This is a genomic window from Streptomyces sp. ITFR-16 (genome assembly GCF_031844705.1).
Classification (GTDB): domain Bacteria; phylum Actinomycetota; class Actinomycetes; order Streptomycetales; family Streptomycetaceae; genus Streptomyces.
The window spans coordinates 589,186-607,048 of record NZ_CP134609.1; the positions used below are offsets into that span (position 1 = coordinate 589,186).

The window sequence follows — 17,863 nt, forward strand, 5'->3', positions numbered from 1 at the left end:
AAGAGGTCGACGACCTCCCCGCTGCGCCCTTGGCTGGAGCACATGAACGAACAGGCCATCTCCCGGCCGGACGACTCCCGCAGGAGCTGTCCGCCCACGGAGGCACTGCACAGCGCCGAGGTGTTCGACGGCGAGCCGGGGTGCATCTCCCAGGCACGCGCCCTCGCCGACCGTTTCCTGGGCCGTCTGGTGTCCGAGTGGATGGCCGTGCTCGGCACCCATACGCGCAATGACCTGATGCTGGCCGTGAGCGAGCTGGTCACCAACGCCGACCGCTACAGCCACGGCCCGTATCTGCTGGAGCTGGAGGGCACGGCGGAGCGGATCAGCGTCACGGTGTACGACAGCAGCAGCGCGCTGCCCGTCTTCTACTCCCCCGACCCCGGTCGGCTCGGCGGCCACGGGATGGAGATCGTGGTGGCCCTGTGCGACCGCCTGACCGCCGAGCGGGTGCCGGTCGGCAAGCGCATCCGGGCCGAGTTCATGCTCAGCTCCTGACCCTGCCGAACCAGTCGATGCAGACGACGAGGGCGTCGTCGAGCGGTTCCGAGGCACGGTAGTCCGCCAGTTCACGCAGTACGGCCCCGGGCACCGAGGCCGCCGGCAGCAGCCGGGTCGCGAGGACGGCCCTGGCCAGCCCCCGTTCGACATACGCCTCGCCGGCGGGCGACACCGCGTCGTACACCCCGTCGCTGACGAGCAGCAGCCGGTCCCCCGGGCGCACCCGGAAGTCCTGCACCACGTACTGCGACTCCTCGAACATGCCCAGCGGGAGCTGGGCGTCCAGGTCCATCCGCGTGACCGTCCGGCCGCGCAGCCGCCACAGCTGCGGCGAGCCCGCGTCCACCGCGCCGACCGTGCCGGTGGCCAGGTCGAAGCGGAGCAGCAGGGTCGAGACATGGGCGCTGCCCCGGTGCTGGTCGTAGAGCGCCTGGTCGGCCAGGGCCGCCTGGTCCGCGATGCCGATACCGGCCCTGCGGGCGTTGCGCAGCGCGTTCACGGCGAGGTTGGTGAGCAGCGAGGCCTGGATGCCCTCGCCCATGCCGTTGGTCACGGCGACGGTCAGCTGGTCGCCGTCGGCGGCCCAGTCGAAGTTGTCGCCGTGGATGGCGTAGGCCGGTTCCAGCTGGGCGCCGATGGCGTACTCGGCCGCGGTGAACGCGCGGGCGGGCAGCAGCTGCCACTGCATCTCGGCGGCGAGGGTGAGGCGGGTGATCCGGCGGGCCCGCTGGTAGTGGTCGGTGCCGCGTTCGGCGACGATGATCTCGTGGCCCAGGAGGTCGGCCACATGGGCCAGCTCGTCCATGGTCTGCGGGACGGGCGGGCCTGCCGGGAGGCGGACGGTGAGGACGCCGAGGCGCTCGCCGCGCACGGTCACGGGGAAGTGGTGGTCGACCAGGCCGCCGTCGCCGGCCGGCTCCTCGTGCGGGCGCTGGCTGCCGAAGGCCCGGCCCTGCGGGCTGTTGTGCATCGACAGGGTCCGCTCGTGCCCCGGGGTGGGCACGACCGGCTTGAGGACGGTCATCCCGTAGTCCGCCAGCAGCAGCTGCACGGACCGGGCGCCGTATGTGCCGGCGAGCGCGTCGCGCACCGTCTCAACCAGGGCGTGGGGTGCTGCGGCGCGTACGGCTCTCTCGATTTCGTTGCGGGCGTTCACGGTCTTCCGCTCATTCTTCGTCGGGTGGCGGGGACGGGGCCGGGCTGACAGGAGGACGCTTCGGGTGACAGAGTGGAGTGATGCCCCACCGCACCGGACTCCCCTACCGCCTTGAGCGGGTGTCCGAGGACGTCTGTGCCGCCTCGGAACTGCTGGAGGTGCTGTGGGGCCGAGGCCAGGAGGCCGCCCCTCCGGGCACGGTCTCTCCCTCGCAGCTGCGGGCCCTGCTCGTCATCGAGAAGCAGGAGGGCAGCAACCTCCGCTCGCTCGGTGAGGCGCTCGGCTCGCGCGCTCCTTCGGTCAGCAGGCTCTGCGACCGGATGGAGGCGATGGGCCTCGTCCAGCGCGATCCGAGTCCGACGAGCCGGCGTGAGGTCGAGCTGCGGCTGACCGGCCAGGGCCGGGCCCTGCTCCAGGAGTACCGCGCGATCCGTACGCGTGAGCTCTCCGCCGTGCTGGAGCAAATGCAGCCCGCCGATGTGTCGGCACTCGCGGCGGGGCTGGCCGCCTTCCGCTCGGCCGCGTCGCAGCGGCTCACCTCCGGCCGGGGCCCGGCCGACCGGCTCCGCGACGACATCGCGGACAGCGCCTAGCTTCATCGAGCCCCTGCTTCCGCATTACTGAGGCACTCCCCGAGGGGGTGCGTTCGTTGATCTTTGACGGTACAGATTGTTGCCCCACGGAGAATGTTGTCAAATGGCAACTATTACTTCTATCGTGGGGCCTCGCCCCGCCGCGAGCAGGGACGGTCTCCCCCGAGCCGTCCGCCGCAACCCGCTCCCCTACCCCGCCGCCCAGTGCATCACGAGGTGACCGTGCTCCCATCCCCCAGCGCCGGCAGAGCCATGAGAATCGTCCCACGGCAGGAGCGCGGAGCGCTGGTGCTCGCCGTGACAGGTGACCTCGACATCGACAACGTCGGCCCGCTCGGCGCCGCGCTCGAGAGCGCGGCGGCGGACGGCGAAGGACCCGTCGTCGTCGACCTGTCGGACGTGAGTTTCGCGGACTCGACGACGGTCAACGTGCTGCTCCAGGGCCAGGCCCTGCTGGGCCCCCGGCTGCGGCTCGCCGCACCGTCCCCCTTCATGGAGCGCCTCATCGGGGTGCTGAGTCTCGACAGCGCCGTCCCGGTCTTCCCGGACGTCGCCGAGGCGATCGACCCGCCGCTGCCCACCTGAGGCCCTGATACGCCGAGCGCCCTTCCCCCGCCGGACGGGGGAAGGGCGCTCGGCGTGTCGCGGCCGGCCGGATCAGCCCAGCGCGGGCGGGGCGTCCTCGGGCGAGGTGCCCCAGGCCGACGGCTCGGCGCCCACCGTGAAGGAGAGCGAGCGCGACGAGCGGATGTCGTCCGTCGTCAGGTAGGTGCGCGCCTGCGGCGCACCGTCGAGCCGGGCGGACTGGATGTAGCGGTCGGTGTCCGAGGCGCCGGGGGCGCTGACGGTCAGCCGGCCGCGGGGGTAGTACTTCCGGTCGAGCGTGATGTCCACGCGCTCGAACGCGGGCGTGGACAGACCCCAGGTGTCGGTGCCCGGCTGGACCGGGAAGACGCCGATCGAGGAGAGCACCATCCAGGCGGACATGGTGCCGAGGTCGTCGTTGCCCGTCATGCCGGTCGGCCCGTTGGTGAAGAGCGTCAGGGCCGCGTGGACCACATCGGTCGTCTTCCACGGCTGGCCGGTGGAGAGATAGGTGTACGGGGCGATGAGGTCGGGCTCGTTCTGCGGGTTGTACTTGTCGGCGTTGTAGTACGCGTACGGGCCGTTGACCCACACCTCACGGGCCGTCTTCGCCGGGTCGGCGAGGAGCTTGTCGTAGGCGAAGAAGGAGTCGAGCCGCTGGTTCGCGGCGTCCTTGCCGCCGATCAGGTCGACCATGCCGGGGATGTCCTGCGGCACCATCCACTGGTACTGCCAGGACGTGCCCTCGTGGAAGCCCTCGCTCTCGGCCGGGTCGGCGGGGCCGGTGAAGGCGCCGGACGCGTCACGGGCGCGGAAGAAGCCGGTCGACGCGTCGAAGATCTTCCGGTAGTTCTGGGCGCGGGCCCCGTAGCGCGCGGCGTCGGCGCGGTGGCCGAGGTCGCGGGCCATCTCGGCGAGCATGCCGTCGGACAGGGCGTACTCCAGGGTGGCGGAGGCGCCGTGGTCGTAGTCGGAGTCGCCGGGCTTGGCGTGCGGGCGGTCCTTGATGTACGGGGCGAAGCCGTCCTTGAGGTATTCGGCGTTGGCCTCGCGGCCGACCGGCGCGGAGGCCGTGGGCGGCACTCCGTCGGCGTTCTTCTTCAGGGCGCGGTACGCCTCCTCCTCGTACCCCTTCAGCAGGCCCTGCTGGTAGGCGTTGGTGAGGAAGGGGGTGACCGGGTCACCGGTCATGATGTTCGTCTCGACCGTGCCGTAGCCCCACTTGGGCAGCCAGCCGCTCTCGGCGTCGATCCGCAGGACGGAGATCGCCATGTCGCGGGACTCGCGCGGGGCGAGCAGCGAGAGCAGCTGGGCCTGGGTGCGGTAGGTGTCCCAGAGCGACCAGTTCTGGTAGTAGGTGAACGTTCCCTTGGCGGAAACAGCGCGGTGCTTCTTCTGGTCCCAGCCGGTGTAGCGGCCGTCCACGTCGCTGCCGATGTTGGGCGCGAGGAAGGACCGGTAGAGCGAGGAGTAGAAGGTGCGGCGCAGTTCGTCGCTGCCGCCCTGGGCCTTCACTCCTTCGAGGCGGTCCTCCCAGCTGCGCTGGGCGGCACGCTCGACGCGGTCGAAGCTGCGGCCGCCCTCGGCGCGGAGGTTGAGCGCGGCGCCCCGGGCGTCGACGTAGCTCAGGGCGGTGGTGGCCTCGACCGTGCGGTCCTTGCTGGTGTCGAAGCGCAGCCAGGCACCGTTGCGGGCGTCGGTGGCCGAGGACTTCTTCGAGCCCTCGGTGACGGTGTCGCCGTTCCAGGTGCCGGAGGTGGTGAAGGGCCGGTCGAAGTGGGTGACGGTGTAGACCGTGTAGGGCTTGGTGTCCTGGCAGAAGCCGCTGCCGGTGATCGCGGTGCGCACCGTGCGATTGTCGAGGATCTCGACCTTGGACGAGAGCGTCCTGTGCAGCGACTGGCCCGCGTTGAGCAGGACGTTGGCCTTGTCGGTGGCCGGGAAGGTGTAGCGCTGCACCCCGGTGCGCTGGGTCGCCGTCAGTTCGGCGTCGATGCCGGTCTTGAGCCCGACCTTGTAGTAGCCGGGGCTCGCCTTCTCGTCGTCGTGGCTGAACTCGGCCGCGTACTTCGCGTAGTCGGTCTCGGTGACGTCCCCGGTGGTGGGCAGGATCGGCAGATCGCCGCCGAGCCCGCAGCCGACGCCGGAGAGATGGACCGAGGAGAAGCCGCGGATGTGGTTCTCGCCGTAGTCGTAGCCGGTGTTGTGGCCCGTGTCCGGGGAGAGCTGCACCATGCCGAAGGGCACGGAGGCGCCGGGGTAGGTGTTGCCCTCGTTCTGGGTGCCGATGAACGGGTTGACCAGGTCGGTCAGCCGGCCGTCGGTCCGCGGCGCGGCCTCGGCCGAGGCCCCGGTGGTGAGGACACCGCCCAGGAGCGCGGCGGCGGCGAGTACGGCCGCCGGGCCGCGAAGGCGCGGCCGTGGGGTCCGGTGCATGGGGATACTCCTTCGGACAACGTTGTCAGAGCGCGATCATTCTTGGTTCCCCGTTGATGTGCGTCAAGGGGTCGGACGGTGCCGCTCCGGTCCGCCCCGTGCGGGGCGGACCGGAGCGGCCTGGTGGATCAGCTCGCGGGGCAGCCCGTCACGACCGGCTTCGACGCGTCGCGGATGAGCGCCTGCTGGGCGTCGTGGACCCGCTTCACATCGGGCTTGACGACCTTGCGGTCGTAGGTGAGCAGACCGTTCAGCTCGCCTTCCACGTCGGAGATCTGCGTGTACACCGCACCGTTGCTGCCCTTGCAGGCGAGCGCGTGCACCTCGTCGAGCTTGGTGAGGTAGTCGTCGGTGTAGGTGGCCGGGTCGACCGCGATGTACGACTGCTGCACGGCCCAGGCGTGGCCGGGCACGGCGAGACCGAGACCGCCGTACTCCCCGCTGACGAGGGCCCGTCGACCGTCCGGCTTCGGCAGCGCCGGGCTCGGGTAGCCGTGCTCGTCGATGATGTCGCCGGTGCCGCCGTCCACGCCGAGGTTGATCCCGGACATGCTGTTGACCAGCCGGGTCGGGTCCCAGGACTTGGCCTGGTCGGCGATGCGTGCCTCGTCGTACTGGCCCCAGCCCTCGTTGAAGGTGACCCACATGACGACGGACGGGTGGCTGGAGTGTTCGTCGATCATCTCCTTCATCTCGTGCTCGTACTCGGTGCGCGCGGCGGCCGACGGGTTGACGGTGTTCATCGCCGGCATGTCCTGCCAGACCATCAGGCCCAGCTTGTCCGCCCAGTAGAACCAGCGGTCGGGCTCGACCTTGATGTGCTTGCGGACCGAGTTGAAGCCCATCGCCTTGTGCATCTTCAGGTCGTACGCGAGGGCCTCGTCGGTGGGCGCGGTGTGCAGGCCGTCCGGCCAGAACCCCTGGTCGAGGGTGGCCATCAGGAACACCGGCTTGCCGTTGAGGACCGTGCGCGGGGTGCCGTCCACCTTCTCCACGGCGATGGACCGCATGCCGAAGTAGCTGCCGACCCGGTCGGACCCGACGGTCACCTTCAGCTGGTAGAGGTGCGGGTCGTCGGCGGACCACAGGTGCGCGTGCGGGACGCGCACCTTCAGCGCGGAGCCGGTCCGGCCGGTGGCCGTGCCCACCTTGCGCTTGCCGTCGTACACGGTCGCCGTGACCGGGACGCCGTTGCGTACGCCGCGCGCCTCGACCGAGACACTGCCGCCCGGGACATCGGGGGTGATCTTCAGCGAGTCCGCGTGGTCGGCCGCGACCGGCTCCATCCAGACGGTCTGCCAGATGCCCGAGGACGGGGTGTACCAGATGCCGCTGGGGTCCAGGCGCTGCTTGCCCATCGGCGGGTTCTCGCCGTCCGCAGCGTCCGTCGGGTCGTAAACGCCGACGATCAGCTCCTGGGTGCGGCCCGGCTTCAGCGCGTCGGTGACATCGGCGCTGAACTTGTCGTAGCCGCCCTTGTGCTCGGTGACCTTGCGGCCGTTGACGTACACCTCGGACTGCCAGTCGACGGCACCGAAGTTGAGCTGGAGGCGCTTGCCCGAGCCGACCTTCCAGTCCTTCGGGACGGTGAAGGTCCGGCGGTACCACATCCGGTCCTCGTGCCGCTCGATCCCGGAGAGCTGCGACTCGACCGGGTACGGGACGAGGATCTTCTCGCCGAGCTTCCGGCCCACCGGGGGACGCTCCCCCGCCTTGGCGGCGGCGAACTCCCAGGAGCCGTTGAGGTTCTGCCAGTTGTCGCGGGTCAGCTGGGGGCGCGGGTACTCGGGCAGGGCGTTCTTCGGCCCCACCTCGTCGGCCCACTCCGTGCGCAGCTGGTACGTGGAGTGGTTGGGCCCGCTCGACCAGAAGGCGCCGACCTGCTTGCCGTCCTCGCCGGCCAGGGCGCCGTCGCCGTCGTAGCGGATGTCGGCCAGGCCGGTGGCGTCACCGGCCTTGTTCCCGACGACCGGCTCCTTGAGGGCGACGGTCAGGCTGCGCGGGTCCTCGGGGTCGGCCCTGACCGCGCCGAGCGGCCATTCGGCCCCGCCGATCACGGCGTCCAGGTGGTTGACCAGACCGGCCGGCAGCTTCCCGAGCTTCTGCGCGAAGTCGAGCTTGAGGGTGCGGCCGTCGGCGAGGACGGTGGCGCCGATGGCCCCGTCGTAGGCGTAGTCGTCCGGCAGCCGGAAGGCGGACTGCGGGACGGGCACCTTGCTGCCGCCCGGTTCGGTCCACTTGAGATGGAGGTTGGAGCCTCCCTCGTGCTCGAAGTACTCGACCTTGAAGTCGTAGGCCTGACCGGCGGTCAACTCGACGGGCTGGGAGGTCTGTTCCTTCTCCCAGTCGTCGACCCAGTGGTCGATGACCGGCTTCCCGCCGATCCAGAGCCGGAAGCCGTTGTCCCCGATCATCGAGAAGGTGTGGCTGCCGGTCTTCTCCGGGACGATCTTCCCGGTCCACCGGATGCTCGCGTCGTCGGCCTGCCCGGTGGCGGAGACCAGCCGCGATTCGAGGGTCGGGAAGTCGATCGAGGGGTCGAAGCCGGTGGCCTTGAGCTCCCCGAAGTCGAAGGCGCCCGGGGCGGACTGGGTGTAGTACTCCCCCTTCAGCCCCTGCACCTCGCTGGTGGCTCCGGGGTCCTGCCCGGCTGCCGAAGCGGCCGGTACGGCGGACAGGCCGGCGGTCCCGACGACGGCTGCCAGGAACAGAATCAGTCTCTTGTCGATGCGCACGGATCCTCCTTGTGAGGAAGGGTGGCGGCTCGTTGCAACACGATGTACAACGTTGGAAGGAATGGCAGTTGGCATGACAGCACGCCGTGTGCGGCGCTGTCCAGGTGCATGACAAACCTTGATCCGGAAGGAGTGGGAGCGGCTTCGAGCCACGGCATCGGGGCGTGCGGCGGGCTACGGGACACCCCGCCACGCGGCCCTTCAGTGCGCCCCTGAACAGCCCTTTCCCACGGACATCGGGACGCGGGCCCGCCCGGATCAGCGAGGCCGCGCGGGCCGGCCGGGCGCGCTGTCGAAGACGCAGTCGCCGCACAGGCCCCCGCCCGGAGTGCGGTAGTAGAGGCAGCAGGTGCGGCGGCGGTAACCGGGGCCGTGCGGGGCGCCGGCGTCGCGCAGGAGGGGGTCGTCGAAGAGCTCGGCCGCCAGCGCGCGGGCACGGGCGGCGGCCTCGGGCCGGCCGTGGGCGCGCGCCCAGGTGACCAGCTGGCGTACGGCTCCGGCCAGGGCGGAACCCGCGTTGCCCCACAACAGCCCGAAGGAGACGGCCGTGTCGCGGCGGACCTCTTCGGCGAGGGGCACGAGATGGCCGTGCAGGACGACGTCCCGGATCCGGGCGGCCGTGCCGGGCAGCGGCTCGGCCGACACCGTCCACAGGTCGTCCGGCGCCTGCCCGGCCGGGTCCCAGTGCAGGACCTCCGCCCGCAGATCGGGGAAGCGGCCCGCGAGCGCCGCCGGGCCGAGCGCGGTGGACCACAGCCGGGCGGCCAGACCCAGGTGCGCGACCGAGGCGGCCACCCGGCGCTCGGGCGTGCCAAGACGCTCGGCGACGGTGTCGATCCGGGTGGTGAGCGGCGCTGCGCGGCCCGCGTACACCCGGGCCAGCGCAAGGTGTCCGCCGTCCTCGGGCGCCACCGCCCGCAGGGCGAAGAACGCGCCCATCGAGGCGACTTCGGACTCGTCCATCGTGTGCTGCCGCCTCCGCTTCCCGGCCACCGGTCGTGACGCCGCGGACACCAGGAGTGGCACGGCTCGCGGTTCACCGTATCCGTACGGGATGATCGTTCTGACGTCGGCCACGGGGAGGACTACCGTCGGGAGGAGGACACCGGGACTGCTCCCGTACTACCAAAGCAGTACGCCGGATCGCCGTCTCAGGGACGACGACGCGGCGGCTTTGAAGGGAGATCGTGGTGTACATGAGTTCCCTCGCGCTGTCCGTGCTGCTGTCACTGGTCTCCGCGGTCGCCTATGCGGCCGGGGCGATCGTCCAGGAGCGCGTGGCCACGGCCTCCGACGGCCGCTCCCTCGCCCCGCTGCGCAACAGGATCTGGTGGGCGGCGGTGGCGCTGAACGGCGTGGGCGCGGTGCTGCACGTCGTGGCGCTGGCGTACGGTCCGCTCAGCCTCGTGCAGCCGCTGGGCGCGCTGACGATCGTCTTCGCCCTGCCGATGGCCGCTCTCTTCGTACGGCGCAGGGCCGGGGCCACGGCCTGGCGCGGCGCGGTCATGGCGACCGCGGGTCTGGCGGGGCTGCTCGCGCTGACCGGCGGCTCCGAGGCGCACAGCCTGGGCGGCCCGCAGCAGTTGATGCTCGCCGTCGTGACGTTCGGCGCGGTGGCGGCGCTCATGCTGGTCTCGAAGGCGATGCGCCGGCCGGTGATGCGGAGTGTGGTGCTTGCCGGGGCGGCCGGGGTCGCGTTCGGTATCGCCTCGGTGTTCACGAAGACCGTCGCCATGCAGTGGACCTCGGGCTCCGTGGGGGCCGGGCTGCCGACCCTGCTGGTGATCGCGGCTCTCGCGGGGGCCGGGCTGCTGCTCTCGCAGGCCGCCTATCGCGGTGCGGGGCTGACGGCTCCGCTCGCCACGGTGACCGTGGTGAACCCGGTGTCGGCGGCGGCCGTCGGCATCACGCTGTTCGGCGAGCAGTTCCGGCACGGCACCCTGGGCACGGTGCTCGCGCTGGCCTGCGGCGCGCTCGCGGCCGGCGGGCTGATCATGCTCACCACGGAGCGGATGGGCGCGGAGCGCCTCGCCGCGGGGCAGGCCACCACCGATGGCCAGGAGCCGGAAACCGTGGCCGGTACGGGCGCGGGCCGCGGGCGGGAAGCGCAGGCCGTGGACGGTACGGGCGCGGGCACGGCGTCCGGCGGCCCCGCCTCCGGGGACCGGCCGGACAACGCGTCCGTCGCCTCCCCCGCTCCCCCGGCCTCCGGTGAGGACGCGGGGGATTTCGCCGGGCCCGCCGGAGCACCGGTCCCGGCGGGCGCCCTGCCGCAGCCGGTCCGGACGGCTCCGGCCGTGGTGGTGGAGCTTCCCGGGCCCGTGAGCCCGCAGACTGCCCCCGTCGTCCCGCCGCTGCCTGTGCGGATGCCCCTGGAGCTGCGGGTGGGCCAGGTGAAGTTCGGCCCGGCCCCTCGTCCGCAGCCCGGAGCAGGGCGAAGGGGCGGGTTGCCCGCCGGGTCCGCCGCCTCTGCCGCCGCGACCGCCCCCGGCGCGGAGGGCGCTGACGGCGGCGCCCTTCAGACCTTGACGCCGCCCGCTCTCAGGTAGGCCAGCGGGTCGATGTCGGAGCCGTATTCGGGGCCGGTGCGGACCTCGAAGTGCAGATGCGGCCCCGTGACGTTGCCGGTGGCGCCGGAGCGGGCGATCCGCTGGCCGCCGCCTACGTGCTGGCCGCCGCGCACCAGCAGCGACGACAGATGCGCGTACTGGCTGTACTTCCCGTCGCTGTGCCGGATGACGATCTGGTAGCCGTACGGCCCCGCCCAGCCCGCCGAGACGACCGTGCCGGAGGCCATCGCCTTGACCGACGTGCCCGTGGGCACGGGGAAGTCGACGCCGGTGTGATAGCCGCTGGACCAGGCTCCGGCCTGGTGGTACGGCGTGCCGGTGCGGGCGGCGACCGGGGCGATCAGGCCGGAGTGCTTCTCGGCCCGCTCGGGCTTGTGGCTCTGAGTCTTCTTCGGCTGCGGCCTGGCCTGCTGCGTGTGCGTCTTGGCGGGCGCCGGCTTCGCCTGCTGGGTGGGCTGCTTCTTCGGGGGCGCCGCCTGCTTCGGGGCGGCCGTCTCCCTGGACCGGGCCGTGGGCTTCGGGTCCGTCCTCGGAGCGGCCTCGGCCGTCCTCGGGGTCCCGGCCGGGTCGAGGCTCAGGCGCTGGCCCGGGAAGATGAGGTCCGGGTCCTCGCCGACCACCTTGCGGTTGACCGCGTAGAGCCGCTGCCAGCCGCCGTCGAGATGCCGGTCGGCCGCGATCCCGGAGAGCGAGTCGCCGGGCGTGACGGTGTACGACTCCCGCTTGCCCGGCACCGTGGTCGGTGTGGCGGGCGCCGAGGACGTATGGGCCTTCGGGGTCTTGGGGGCCGCCTTCTTCGGCGTCCCGACCTGCTTCGAGCGGGCGGTCTGCGGGCTGATGTCCGGCGTTTCACCGCCCCGCGTCAGGCCCGCCTTCCCGGAGCAGACCGGCCAGGCTCCGGGGCCCTGCCCCTTCAGGACCTTCTCGGCGATGGCGATCTGCTGGTCCCGGGTGGCCAGGTCGGCACGCGGCGCGTAGACCGTACCGCCGTAGGCCGCCCAGGTGGACCGGGTGAACTGCAGTCCGCCGAAGTAGCCGTTGCCGGTGTTGATGTGCCAGTTGCTGGTGGACTCGCACGCGGCGACCTTGTCCCATACGTCTCCCGATGCCGCGCCGGCCGATGCGGCCGTGATCAGCGGGAGCGCGATGCCCGCACCGCCCGCGGTGACCGTGAGCGAGGCACGGTTGATGCGGCTCGGCTGATATCTGCGGTGCCGTCCGTTCGCGGCCATGACTTGGCTCCCCCACAGGCAGTAGGACACGTCGCAAGCGGTCAACTTATGTGCAGACAACGGGTGATGACAAGAGCACGGTGAGTTCCGGCCACCGGCCCCGGCGGACCGCGGGCGGCCCCTGCCCCGGACCCGCCCCCCATTGACACGGTCGGCGTCGGCCAGCGACGCTGGGCCCGGCAGACCGGGAGAGCGCTCTCCGATCCTCAGGGGCGCCGGGGCTGAAGGGGCACGCCGTCATGACGGACGAAGAGATCGATCCGCTGCTGGAGAAGCTCGACGCGGCGCAGAAGGTGCGCCTGCTGACCGGTGCGAGCACCTGGCGCACGCAGGGCGAACCGGCGGTCGGACTGCGCCCCCTCACGCTCTCCGACGGACCCGCCGGGGTGCGCGGCGAGACCTGGGACGAGCGCGAGACCTCGCTCGTCCTGCCCTCCCCCACCGCGCTCGCCGCGTCCTGGGACGAGCGGCTGCTGACCGATCTCGGCGCGCTGCTCGCCGGGGAGGCGAGACGCAAGGGCGTCGACGTCCTTCTCGCCCCCACCCTGAACCTGCACCGGTCGCCGCTGGGCGGGCGGCACTTCGAGTGCTTCTCCGAGGACCCGCTGCTCACCGGGCGCACCGGGGCGGCCCTCGTCAGGGGCGTCCAGTCGGGCGGGGTCGCGGCCACCGCCAAGCACTTCGTGGGCAACGACGCCGAGACGGACCGGCTGAATGTCGACGTACGGATGGACGAACGGACCCTGCACGAGGTCTATCTCGCCCCCTTCGAGGAGGTCGTGCGGGCCGGGGTCTGGGCGGTGATGTCCGCCTACAACAAGGTCGGTGGCATCACCATGTCCGCCTCGCCGCTGCTGGCGGATCCACTGAAGGAGGAGTGGGGGTTCGAGGGGCCGGTGGTCTCCGACTGGGGCGGGCTGCGCACCCTGCTGGACAGCGCGCGCTCCGCGCAGGACCTGGCGATGCCGGGTCCGCAGGGACCGTGGGCGGCGGGCCTGCTCGCCGCACTGGAACAGGGGCTCGTCTCCGCCGAGGCGGTCGACGGCAAGGTCCGCAGGCTGCTGCGGCTGGCGGGCCAGGTGTCGGCGCTGGGCTCGCCCCGGCCGGTGTGGCGGCCCGTGGTGGCGCCGGACGTACAGCGGGCGCTGCTGCGCAGGGCGGTCTCGGCCGGTTCGGTGCTGCTCCGCAACGAGGGCGGGCTGCTGCCGCTGGACCCGGCCGCGCTGCGCTCGGTCGCGGTGATCGGTCCGCACGCCACCGGCGTACGCATTCAGGGCGGGGGCAGCGCGGAGGTGTTCCCCGAGGCGGTGGTGACGCCGCTGGCCGGGATCCGGGAGGCGCTGGACGGGGTGGCGGCGGTGACGTACCGGCCGGGTCTGCCGCCGTCCGGGCGGCCCGAGCCCCTCGGCCGCGACCGGTCGCGCGATCCGCGCGACGGCGAACCCGGTGTGCTGGTGCGGCTGCTGGACGCGGACGGCGCCGAACTCCACGCGGAGCACCGGCTGTCCGGCCGCATCGTGGAGCCCTCGGTGATGGTGGAGGGCGCGGCGTCCGTGGAGATCCGGGCACTGTTCCGGCCTCCCATGGGCGGGGAGTGGACCTGGGCGGTGGGCGGCTGGGGGGACATCTCGCTGTCCGTCGACGGCCGGGAGGTGCTGTCGGGCACGTTCCCGCTGGACAGCGACGACCCGACCCGGGTCCATGTCGCCCCGCCCCTGCACCCCGCCGCGGCCGACCTGGTCGCGGGCCGCGAGGTGGAGGTGGTCGCGCGGCGCGCGCTCGCCCCCGGGTCGGGGGTGGCGACCGTCCTGGCCGCCGCTCCGCCCGCCGGGGACGCGGCCGCCGCGCTGGCCGACGCCGTGGCCGCCGCGCGGGCGGCGGAGGTCGCGGTGGTGGTCGTGGGCACGACGGAGCAGAGCGAGTCGGAGGGGCACGACCGCGAGAGCCTGGACCTCCCGGCGGGGCAGGACGCGCTCGTACGGGCCGTCGTGCGGGCCAACCCGCGCACGGTGGTCGTGGTGAACGCGGGCGGCCCGGTCGCCCTGCCCTGGCACTCCCGGGTGCCCGCGCTGCTGCTCGCCTGGTTCCCGGGCCAGGAGGCGGGCGGCGGTCTGGCCGACGTCCTGTTCGGCCGGGCGGAACCGGGTGGCCGGCTGCCGACCACCTGGGGCGTCGCCCAGGAGGACGTACCGGTCCTGGACACGGTCCCGGCGGCCGACGGGTGCCTCCGCTACGAGGAGGGCCTGCACATCGGATACCGGGCCTGGCTGCGGTCCGGGGCCACGCCGGCCTACTGGTTCGGCCACGGGCTCGGCTACACGGACTGGGCGTACGAGGAGCTGACGGCTCCGGCGGCGGTGGCGGCCGGGGAGTCCTTCGAGGTACGGGTGAGGGTGCGCAACACCGGGCGGCGGCGCGGGCGCGAGGTGGTCCAGGTCTATCTGTCCCGGAGCCGGTCGGCGGTCGAGCGGCCGGTGCGCCGGCTGATCGGGTACGCGGCCGTCGAGGCGGAGCCGGGCGGGAGCGCGGTCGCGGTGGTGCGGGTGTCCGGGAGGGCGCTGGCGCACTGGTCCGCCGCGCGGCACGGCTGGGAGACGGAGGCCGGTGACTTCACGCTGCTGGGGGGCCGTTCGGCGGGCGATCTGCCGCTCACCGCCACGCTGACGGCGCACGCCCCGCGCACCACGGCGGGCAACGGCTCCGGCAGCGGTTCGGATCGTGATGGAGAGCGCTCTCCGCTGATGCTATAAATGCGCTCATGACGGATGATCTGCGACCGGCCGGAACACCCACCCTTGAGGACGTGGCGAGGGCGGCCGGTGTCTCCCGCGCCACCGTCTCCCGGGTGATCAACGGCGTACGGAATGTCGACCCGGTGATCCAGGAGGCCGTGCGCCGGGCGGTCTCCCTCACCGGGTACGCGCCCAACCGTGCGGCCCGCTCCCTGGTGACCCGGCGCACCGACGCCATCGCGCTGGTGGTGTCGGGCGCGGGGGTCGAGACCGAACCCGAGGAGGGGGCTCTGCCGGCCGGGACCGGCGGGGCAGCGGACGGGGCGGAGCCCGGCAGCGGCTCCTCGTTCACGGCGCAGGTCTTCGCCGACCCGTTCTTCGGCCGCGTGGTGACCGGGGTGGTCAACTATCTGCGCCCGCGCGGGATGCACCCGGTGCTGATGTTCGCCGAGACGTCACGGGCCCGCGAGGACGTGGTGTCCTTCCTGCGCCAGGGCAGCGCGGACGGCGCCCTGGTCGTCTCGACCCATGCGGAGGACCCGCTGCCGGGCCTGCTCACGGACGCGGGACTGCCCGCCGTCCTCTACGCACGGCCCGCCCGCCCCGTCCGCATCAGCTATGTCGACCTCGCCCATCAGGACGGCGCGGGGCTCGCCGCCGAGCATCTGCTGTCCCGGGGCTGTCGCCGCATCGCGACGATCACCGGGCCGCTGGACGTGCCGGCGGGCCAGGAGCGGCTGGCCGGTTTCCGCGACACGATGGCGCGGCGCGGGCATCCGTACATCCCGATCGTCGAGGGGCAGTTCACCCAGGAGAGCGGCGAGGCCGCGATGGAGCGCCTGCTGGTGGAACACCCCGACCTGGACGGGGTGTTCGCGGCCAACGACCTGATGGCGATGGGCGCCTGCCATGTGCTGCGGGAACACGGCAAACGGGTGCCCGAGGACGTCGCGGTGGTCGGCTTCGACGACAGCAGCGCGGCATCCGCCTGCCGGCCCCCGCTGACCACGGTCCGCCAGCCGGTCGAGGCGATGGCGGCCGAGATGGCGCGGCTGCTGATCGAACGCCTGTCGAAGCCGGACGGGGCGGCGACCTCGGTGATCTTCGAACCGGCACTGGTGGTGCGCGACTCCGCGTAGCCGGGGAGCCGTCCGCACGGGCCCGGGAGTGTTGTGCGTCGCGGCCACCGACGCAAGGATCGGGAGGTCGTCGCACTACGTGAACGGGGTCCCCTGTGAGTCTGACCGACCGGATACTTCCGCTGGCGGGTGTCGCCCTCGGCGCGCTCATGTCCTATCTGGTGAGCAGCCTGAACGAACGGACGAGGTGGCGCAGGCAGCAGGCCGTGCGCTGGGACGAGCACCGGCTGCGGGCGTACGCCGAGTACGCGCACGCCGTGAAGGAGCTGGCGGCCCGCTACCAGATGATGGCCGCTGCCCGGGGTCTCGTATCGGGGCCGATCCCTCTCGAACCGACGGCCGAGGCGCTCCGCGAGGCCGGGGAGCTGGAGTCCCGCCGTTCCGCCCTGTCGGAGACACTGGGGCTGCTCGGTGACACGGAGGCGAACACGGCGTCCAAGACGCTCGATCAGTGCCTGTGGCGGCTGGAGTGCCTGGCGCGGGGCGTGCCCACCGAGGTCGAACAGGACTGGGACGAGGCCTATCTGGACTTCCGCCGGGCCCGGAACCGCTATGTGGAGCACGCCAGGGCGGGCCTGGGCCTGCCGGGCGCCGTCGCCCGGGACGTGCCCTGGCCGGCCGCCTGGCGTCCCGTCTCCCCCTCGTCGCCTCCTTCGTGAGTCCGGTGTGACCTGTACGCGGGCGGACCGGGACCGCCCGGGGCCCCCCGCGCCCGTGTCACCCCGTCGCCTCCGAGGTCGTCCGGGGCAGTTCCCTGCTGCGCACCACGTCTGCGGCGGTGCGGAAGCCCGGTGCCGGGGCGGCGGGCTGCGGTTCGCGGGACGGGCGGCTGCCGCCCCGGGCCAGGAAGTCGGCCAGCGGCAGGGTGGCGGCGCCGACCGTGACCGCGTCGGGACCCAGCCGGCCCAGCTCGATCGTGGTGCGGGCCGCCGCGTGCGTCAGCGCGTACTTTTGGGCGTACGCGCGGATGTCGGGCAGCAGATGCGGGCCGATCAGCAGGCCGGCCCAGCCTCCGAGCAGGATGCGTTCGGGCAGGAAGAGGTTGATCAGGTCGCCCAGCGCCGCGCCCAGGCACTCCGCCGTCTCGTCGAGCAGGGAGACGGCCAGCGGGTCGGGTTCGCCGCCGGCGCCCGGGTAGGCGGCGGCGAGCAGGGCGGCGAGCGCGGTCTCGTCGTCGGCGTCGGCCGGCAGCGGGCCCCCCGCCTCGTGCCAGCGCTCGCGCATCGCCTCGGCGCCCGCGTACGCCTCCAGACAGCCGATGGAGCCGCACCGGCAGCGGCGGCCGCGCAGTTGGACGGTGGTGTGGCCCCATTCGAGGGCCTGGCTGCTGCGGTCCTCGTCGAGGAGGTCGCCGTGGTTCACACAGGCGCCGACTCCGGATCCGATCAGGGCGATGGCCGAGGCCCCCGCGCCCCGCCCGCCGCCGAACCACATCTCGGCCTGGCCGAGCGTCTTGGCACCGTTGTCGATGAAGAAGGGGACCTCGGGCGGCACCCGTACGGCGTCCCTGAGCAGCCGCTCGAAGGGGACGGCGCTCCAGTCGATGGTCTGCCCGTGCACCACGGACCCCACATCGCCGACGGCGCCCTCGGGCGGGTCGCGCTCGATGATGCCGGGCACGCCGATGCCGATGCCGAGCAGCCGGCGCGGATCGGCTCCGGCGTCCCTCAGTACGTCGGCGACCCCGCTGCGGACATGGCCGACGATGCGGTTGACGTCGTAGCCGTGCTGTGCCAGCAGCCGTTCGGTGCGGGCGAGTTCGGTCAGGGAGAGGTCGAAGAGCTCCACCCTGATCCGGGTCTCGCCGATGTCGATGCCGATCAGGAGGCCGCCGCCGGGGGCGACGCGCAGCAGGGTGCGGGGACGGCCGCCGTCGGAGTCGACGACCCCGGCCTCCTCCAGGAGGCCCTCCGCGGCGAGTTCCGCGACGACGTTGCTGATGGAACCCGAACTCAGCCCGGTGGCCGGACCCAGCTCCTGGCGGCTCAGCGGGCCGTCGAAATACAACCGTTGCAATACCCTCGCCCGGTTGCCCCGGCGCAGGTCACGCACGGTCCGTCTGTTGCGCTCAGCCATGTGGCTCCTTCCCTTCCCGCAACATACCGCGACCGCGGGACTTGACGCGACCTTCCCTCAGCTCTTAAATCACGTCATAAATTAAGTCCTGAAGACCGTTCGGTTCTC

Annotated in this window: 13 protein-coding genes; 7 read left to right on the plus strand and 6 right to left on the minus strand. The window is 72.6% G+C overall.

The genetic code is table 11. The features are described from left to right. The first annotated feature begins 42 nt into the window (after positions 1-42). Positions 43-498, plus strand: coding sequence for an ATP-binding protein (locus tag RLT58_RS02750; protein WP_311308748.1), 456 nt, complete (start codon positions 43-45; stop codon positions 496-498). Here the strand turns inward: RLT58_RS02750 and RLT58_RS02755 are convergent. Then, the gene (locus RLT58_RS02755) at positions 488-1,657 is read right to left on the minus strand and encodes a PP2C family protein-serine/threonine phosphatase (protein WP_311308749.1); all 1,170 of its coding nucleotides are present in this window, start codon (positions 1,655-1,657) and stop codon (positions 488-490) included. The genes RLT58_RS02750 and RLT58_RS02755 overlap by 11 nt on opposite strands. An 80-nt stretch (positions 1,658-1,737) precedes the next feature. Between RLT58_RS02755 and RLT58_RS02760 the strand changes: the two genes are divergently transcribed. Beyond that, positions 1,738-2,250 carry a MarR family winged helix-turn-helix transcriptional regulator gene (locus tag RLT58_RS02760; protein WP_311308750.1) on the plus strand — a complete coding sequence of 171 codons (513 nt, stop codon included), beginning with the start codon at positions 1,738-1,740 and terminating at the stop codon, positions 2,248-2,250. A 252-nt stretch (positions 2,251-2,502) separates the two neighbouring features. After that, complete coding sequence (locus tag RLT58_RS02765; RefSeq protein ID WP_311308751.1) at positions 2,503-2,835, plus strand: STAS domain-containing protein; 333 nt, start codon at positions 2,503-2,505, stop codon at positions 2,833-2,835. Between the two features lie 72 nt (positions 2,836-2,907). Here RLT58_RS02765 and RLT58_RS02770 read toward each other — a convergent pair whose 3' ends face one another. From RLT58_RS02770 to RLT58_RS02780, 3 genes are all read right to left on the minus strand, one after another. After that, a complete protein-coding gene (locus RLT58_RS02770; RefSeq protein WP_311308752.1) occupies positions 2,908-5,271 on the minus strand; it encodes a GH92 family glycosyl hydrolase in 2,364 nt (787 codons plus the stop codon). A 128-nt stretch (positions 5,272-5,399) separates the two neighbouring features. Continuing rightward, positions 5,400-8,081 carry a PA14 domain-containing protein gene (locus RLT58_RS02775; RefSeq protein ID WP_399130780.1) on the minus strand — a complete coding sequence of 894 codons (2,682 nt, stop codon included), beginning with the start codon at positions 8,079-8,081 and terminating at the stop codon, positions 5,400-5,402. A gap of 183 nt (positions 8,082-8,264) precedes the next feature. After that, positions 8,265-8,969 carry a (2Fe-2S)-binding protein gene (locus tag RLT58_RS02780; RefSeq protein WP_311308754.1) on the minus strand — a complete coding sequence of 235 codons (705 nt, stop codon included), beginning with the start codon at positions 8,967-8,969 and terminating at the stop codon, positions 8,265-8,267. A gap of 224 nt (positions 8,970-9,193) precedes the next feature. On the opposite strand from RLT58_RS02780, the gene RLT58_RS02785 reads away from it, so the two are divergent. After that, positions 9,194-10,555 (plus strand): DMT family transporter, encoded by a 1,362-nt coding sequence (locus tag RLT58_RS02785; protein WP_399130782.1) that lies wholly within the window; start codon positions 9,194-9,196, stop codon positions 10,553-10,555. Here RLT58_RS02785 and RLT58_RS02790 read toward each other — a convergent pair. Next, positions 10,525-11,808 (minus strand): transglycosylase family protein, encoded by a 1,284-nt coding sequence (locus RLT58_RS02790; RefSeq protein WP_311308756.1) that lies wholly within the window; start codon positions 11,806-11,808, stop codon positions 10,525-10,527. The two genes, RLT58_RS02785 and RLT58_RS02790, sit on opposite strands and share 31 nt — an antisense overlap. A 239-nt stretch (positions 11,809-12,047) precedes the next feature. Here RLT58_RS02790 and RLT58_RS02795 point away from each other — a divergent pair, with 239 nt between their 5' ends. The 3 genes from RLT58_RS02795 (at position 12,048) to RLT58_RS02805 (ending at position 16,338) form a co-directional block, all read left to right on the plus strand. Continuing rightward, positions 12,048-14,558, plus strand: coding sequence for a glycoside hydrolase family 3 C-terminal domain-containing protein (locus RLT58_RS02795; protein ID WP_311308757.1), 2,511 nt, complete (start codon positions 12,048-12,050; stop codon positions 14,556-14,558). Between the two features lie 8 nt (positions 14,559-14,566). Further along, entirely contained in the window at positions 14,567-15,679 is a 1,113-nt protein-coding gene (locus RLT58_RS02800) for a LacI family DNA-binding transcriptional regulator (protein ID WP_311308758.1), read from the plus strand. A 95-nt stretch (positions 15,680-15,774) separates the two neighbouring features. Further along, the gene (locus RLT58_RS02805; RefSeq protein ID WP_311308759.1) at positions 15,775-16,338 is read left to right on the plus strand and encodes a hypothetical protein; all 564 of its coding nucleotides are present in this window, start codon (positions 15,775-15,777) and stop codon (positions 16,336-16,338) included. 58 nt (positions 16,339-16,396) lie between these two features. Here RLT58_RS02805 and RLT58_RS02810 read toward each other — a convergent pair whose 3' ends face one another. Beyond that, positions 16,397-17,755, minus strand: a complete 1,359-nt coding sequence (locus tag RLT58_RS02810) for an ROK family transcriptional regulator (protein ID WP_311308760.1) — start codon at positions 17,753-17,755, stop codon at positions 16,397-16,399. Positions 17,756-17,863: the final 108 nt, after the last annotated feature.

What these genes read in the sequence shown, in the direction of transcription:
- RLT58_RS02750 (WP_311308748.1), top strand. Translation starts at nt 43, where the DNA reads ATGAACGAACAGGCCATCTCCCGGCCGGACGACTCCCGCAGGAGCTGT.
- RLT58_RS02760 (WP_311308750.1), top strand. Translation starts at nt 1,738, where the DNA reads ATGCCCCACCGCACCGGACTCCCCTACCGCCTTGAGCGGGTGTCCGAG.
- RLT58_RS02765 (WP_311308751.1), top strand. Translation starts at nt 2,503, where the DNA reads ATGAGAATCGTCCCACGGCAGGAGCGCGGAGCGCTGGTGCTCGCCGTG.
- RLT58_RS02770 (WP_311308752.1), bottom strand. Translation starts at nt 5,271, where the DNA reads ATGCACCGGACCCCACGGCCGCGCCTTCGCGGCCCGGCGGCCGTACTC.
- RLT58_RS02775 (WP_399130780.1), bottom strand. Translation starts at nt 8,081, where the DNA reads ATGCCAACTGCCATTCCTTCCAACGTTGTACATCGTGTTGCAACGAGC.
- RLT58_RS02780 (WP_311308754.1), bottom strand. Translation starts at nt 8,969, where the DNA reads ATGGACGAGTCCGAAGTCGCCTCGATGGGCGCGTTCTTCGCCCTGCGG.
- RLT58_RS02790 (WP_311308756.1), bottom strand. Translation starts at nt 11,808, where the DNA reads ATGGCCGCGAACGGACGGCACCGCAGATATCAGCCGAGCCGCATCAAC.
- RLT58_RS02795 (WP_311308757.1), top strand. Translation starts at nt 12,048, where the DNA reads ATGACGGACGAAGAGATCGATCCGCTGCTGGAGAAGCTCGACGCGGCG.
- RLT58_RS02800 (WP_311308758.1), top strand. Translation starts at nt 14,567, where the DNA reads ATGACGGATGATCTGCGACCGGCCGGAACACCCACCCTTGAGGACGTG.
- RLT58_RS02810 (WP_311308760.1), bottom strand. Translation starts at nt 17,755, where the DNA reads ATGGCTGAGCGCAACAGACGGACCGTGCGTGACCTGCGCCGGGGCAAC.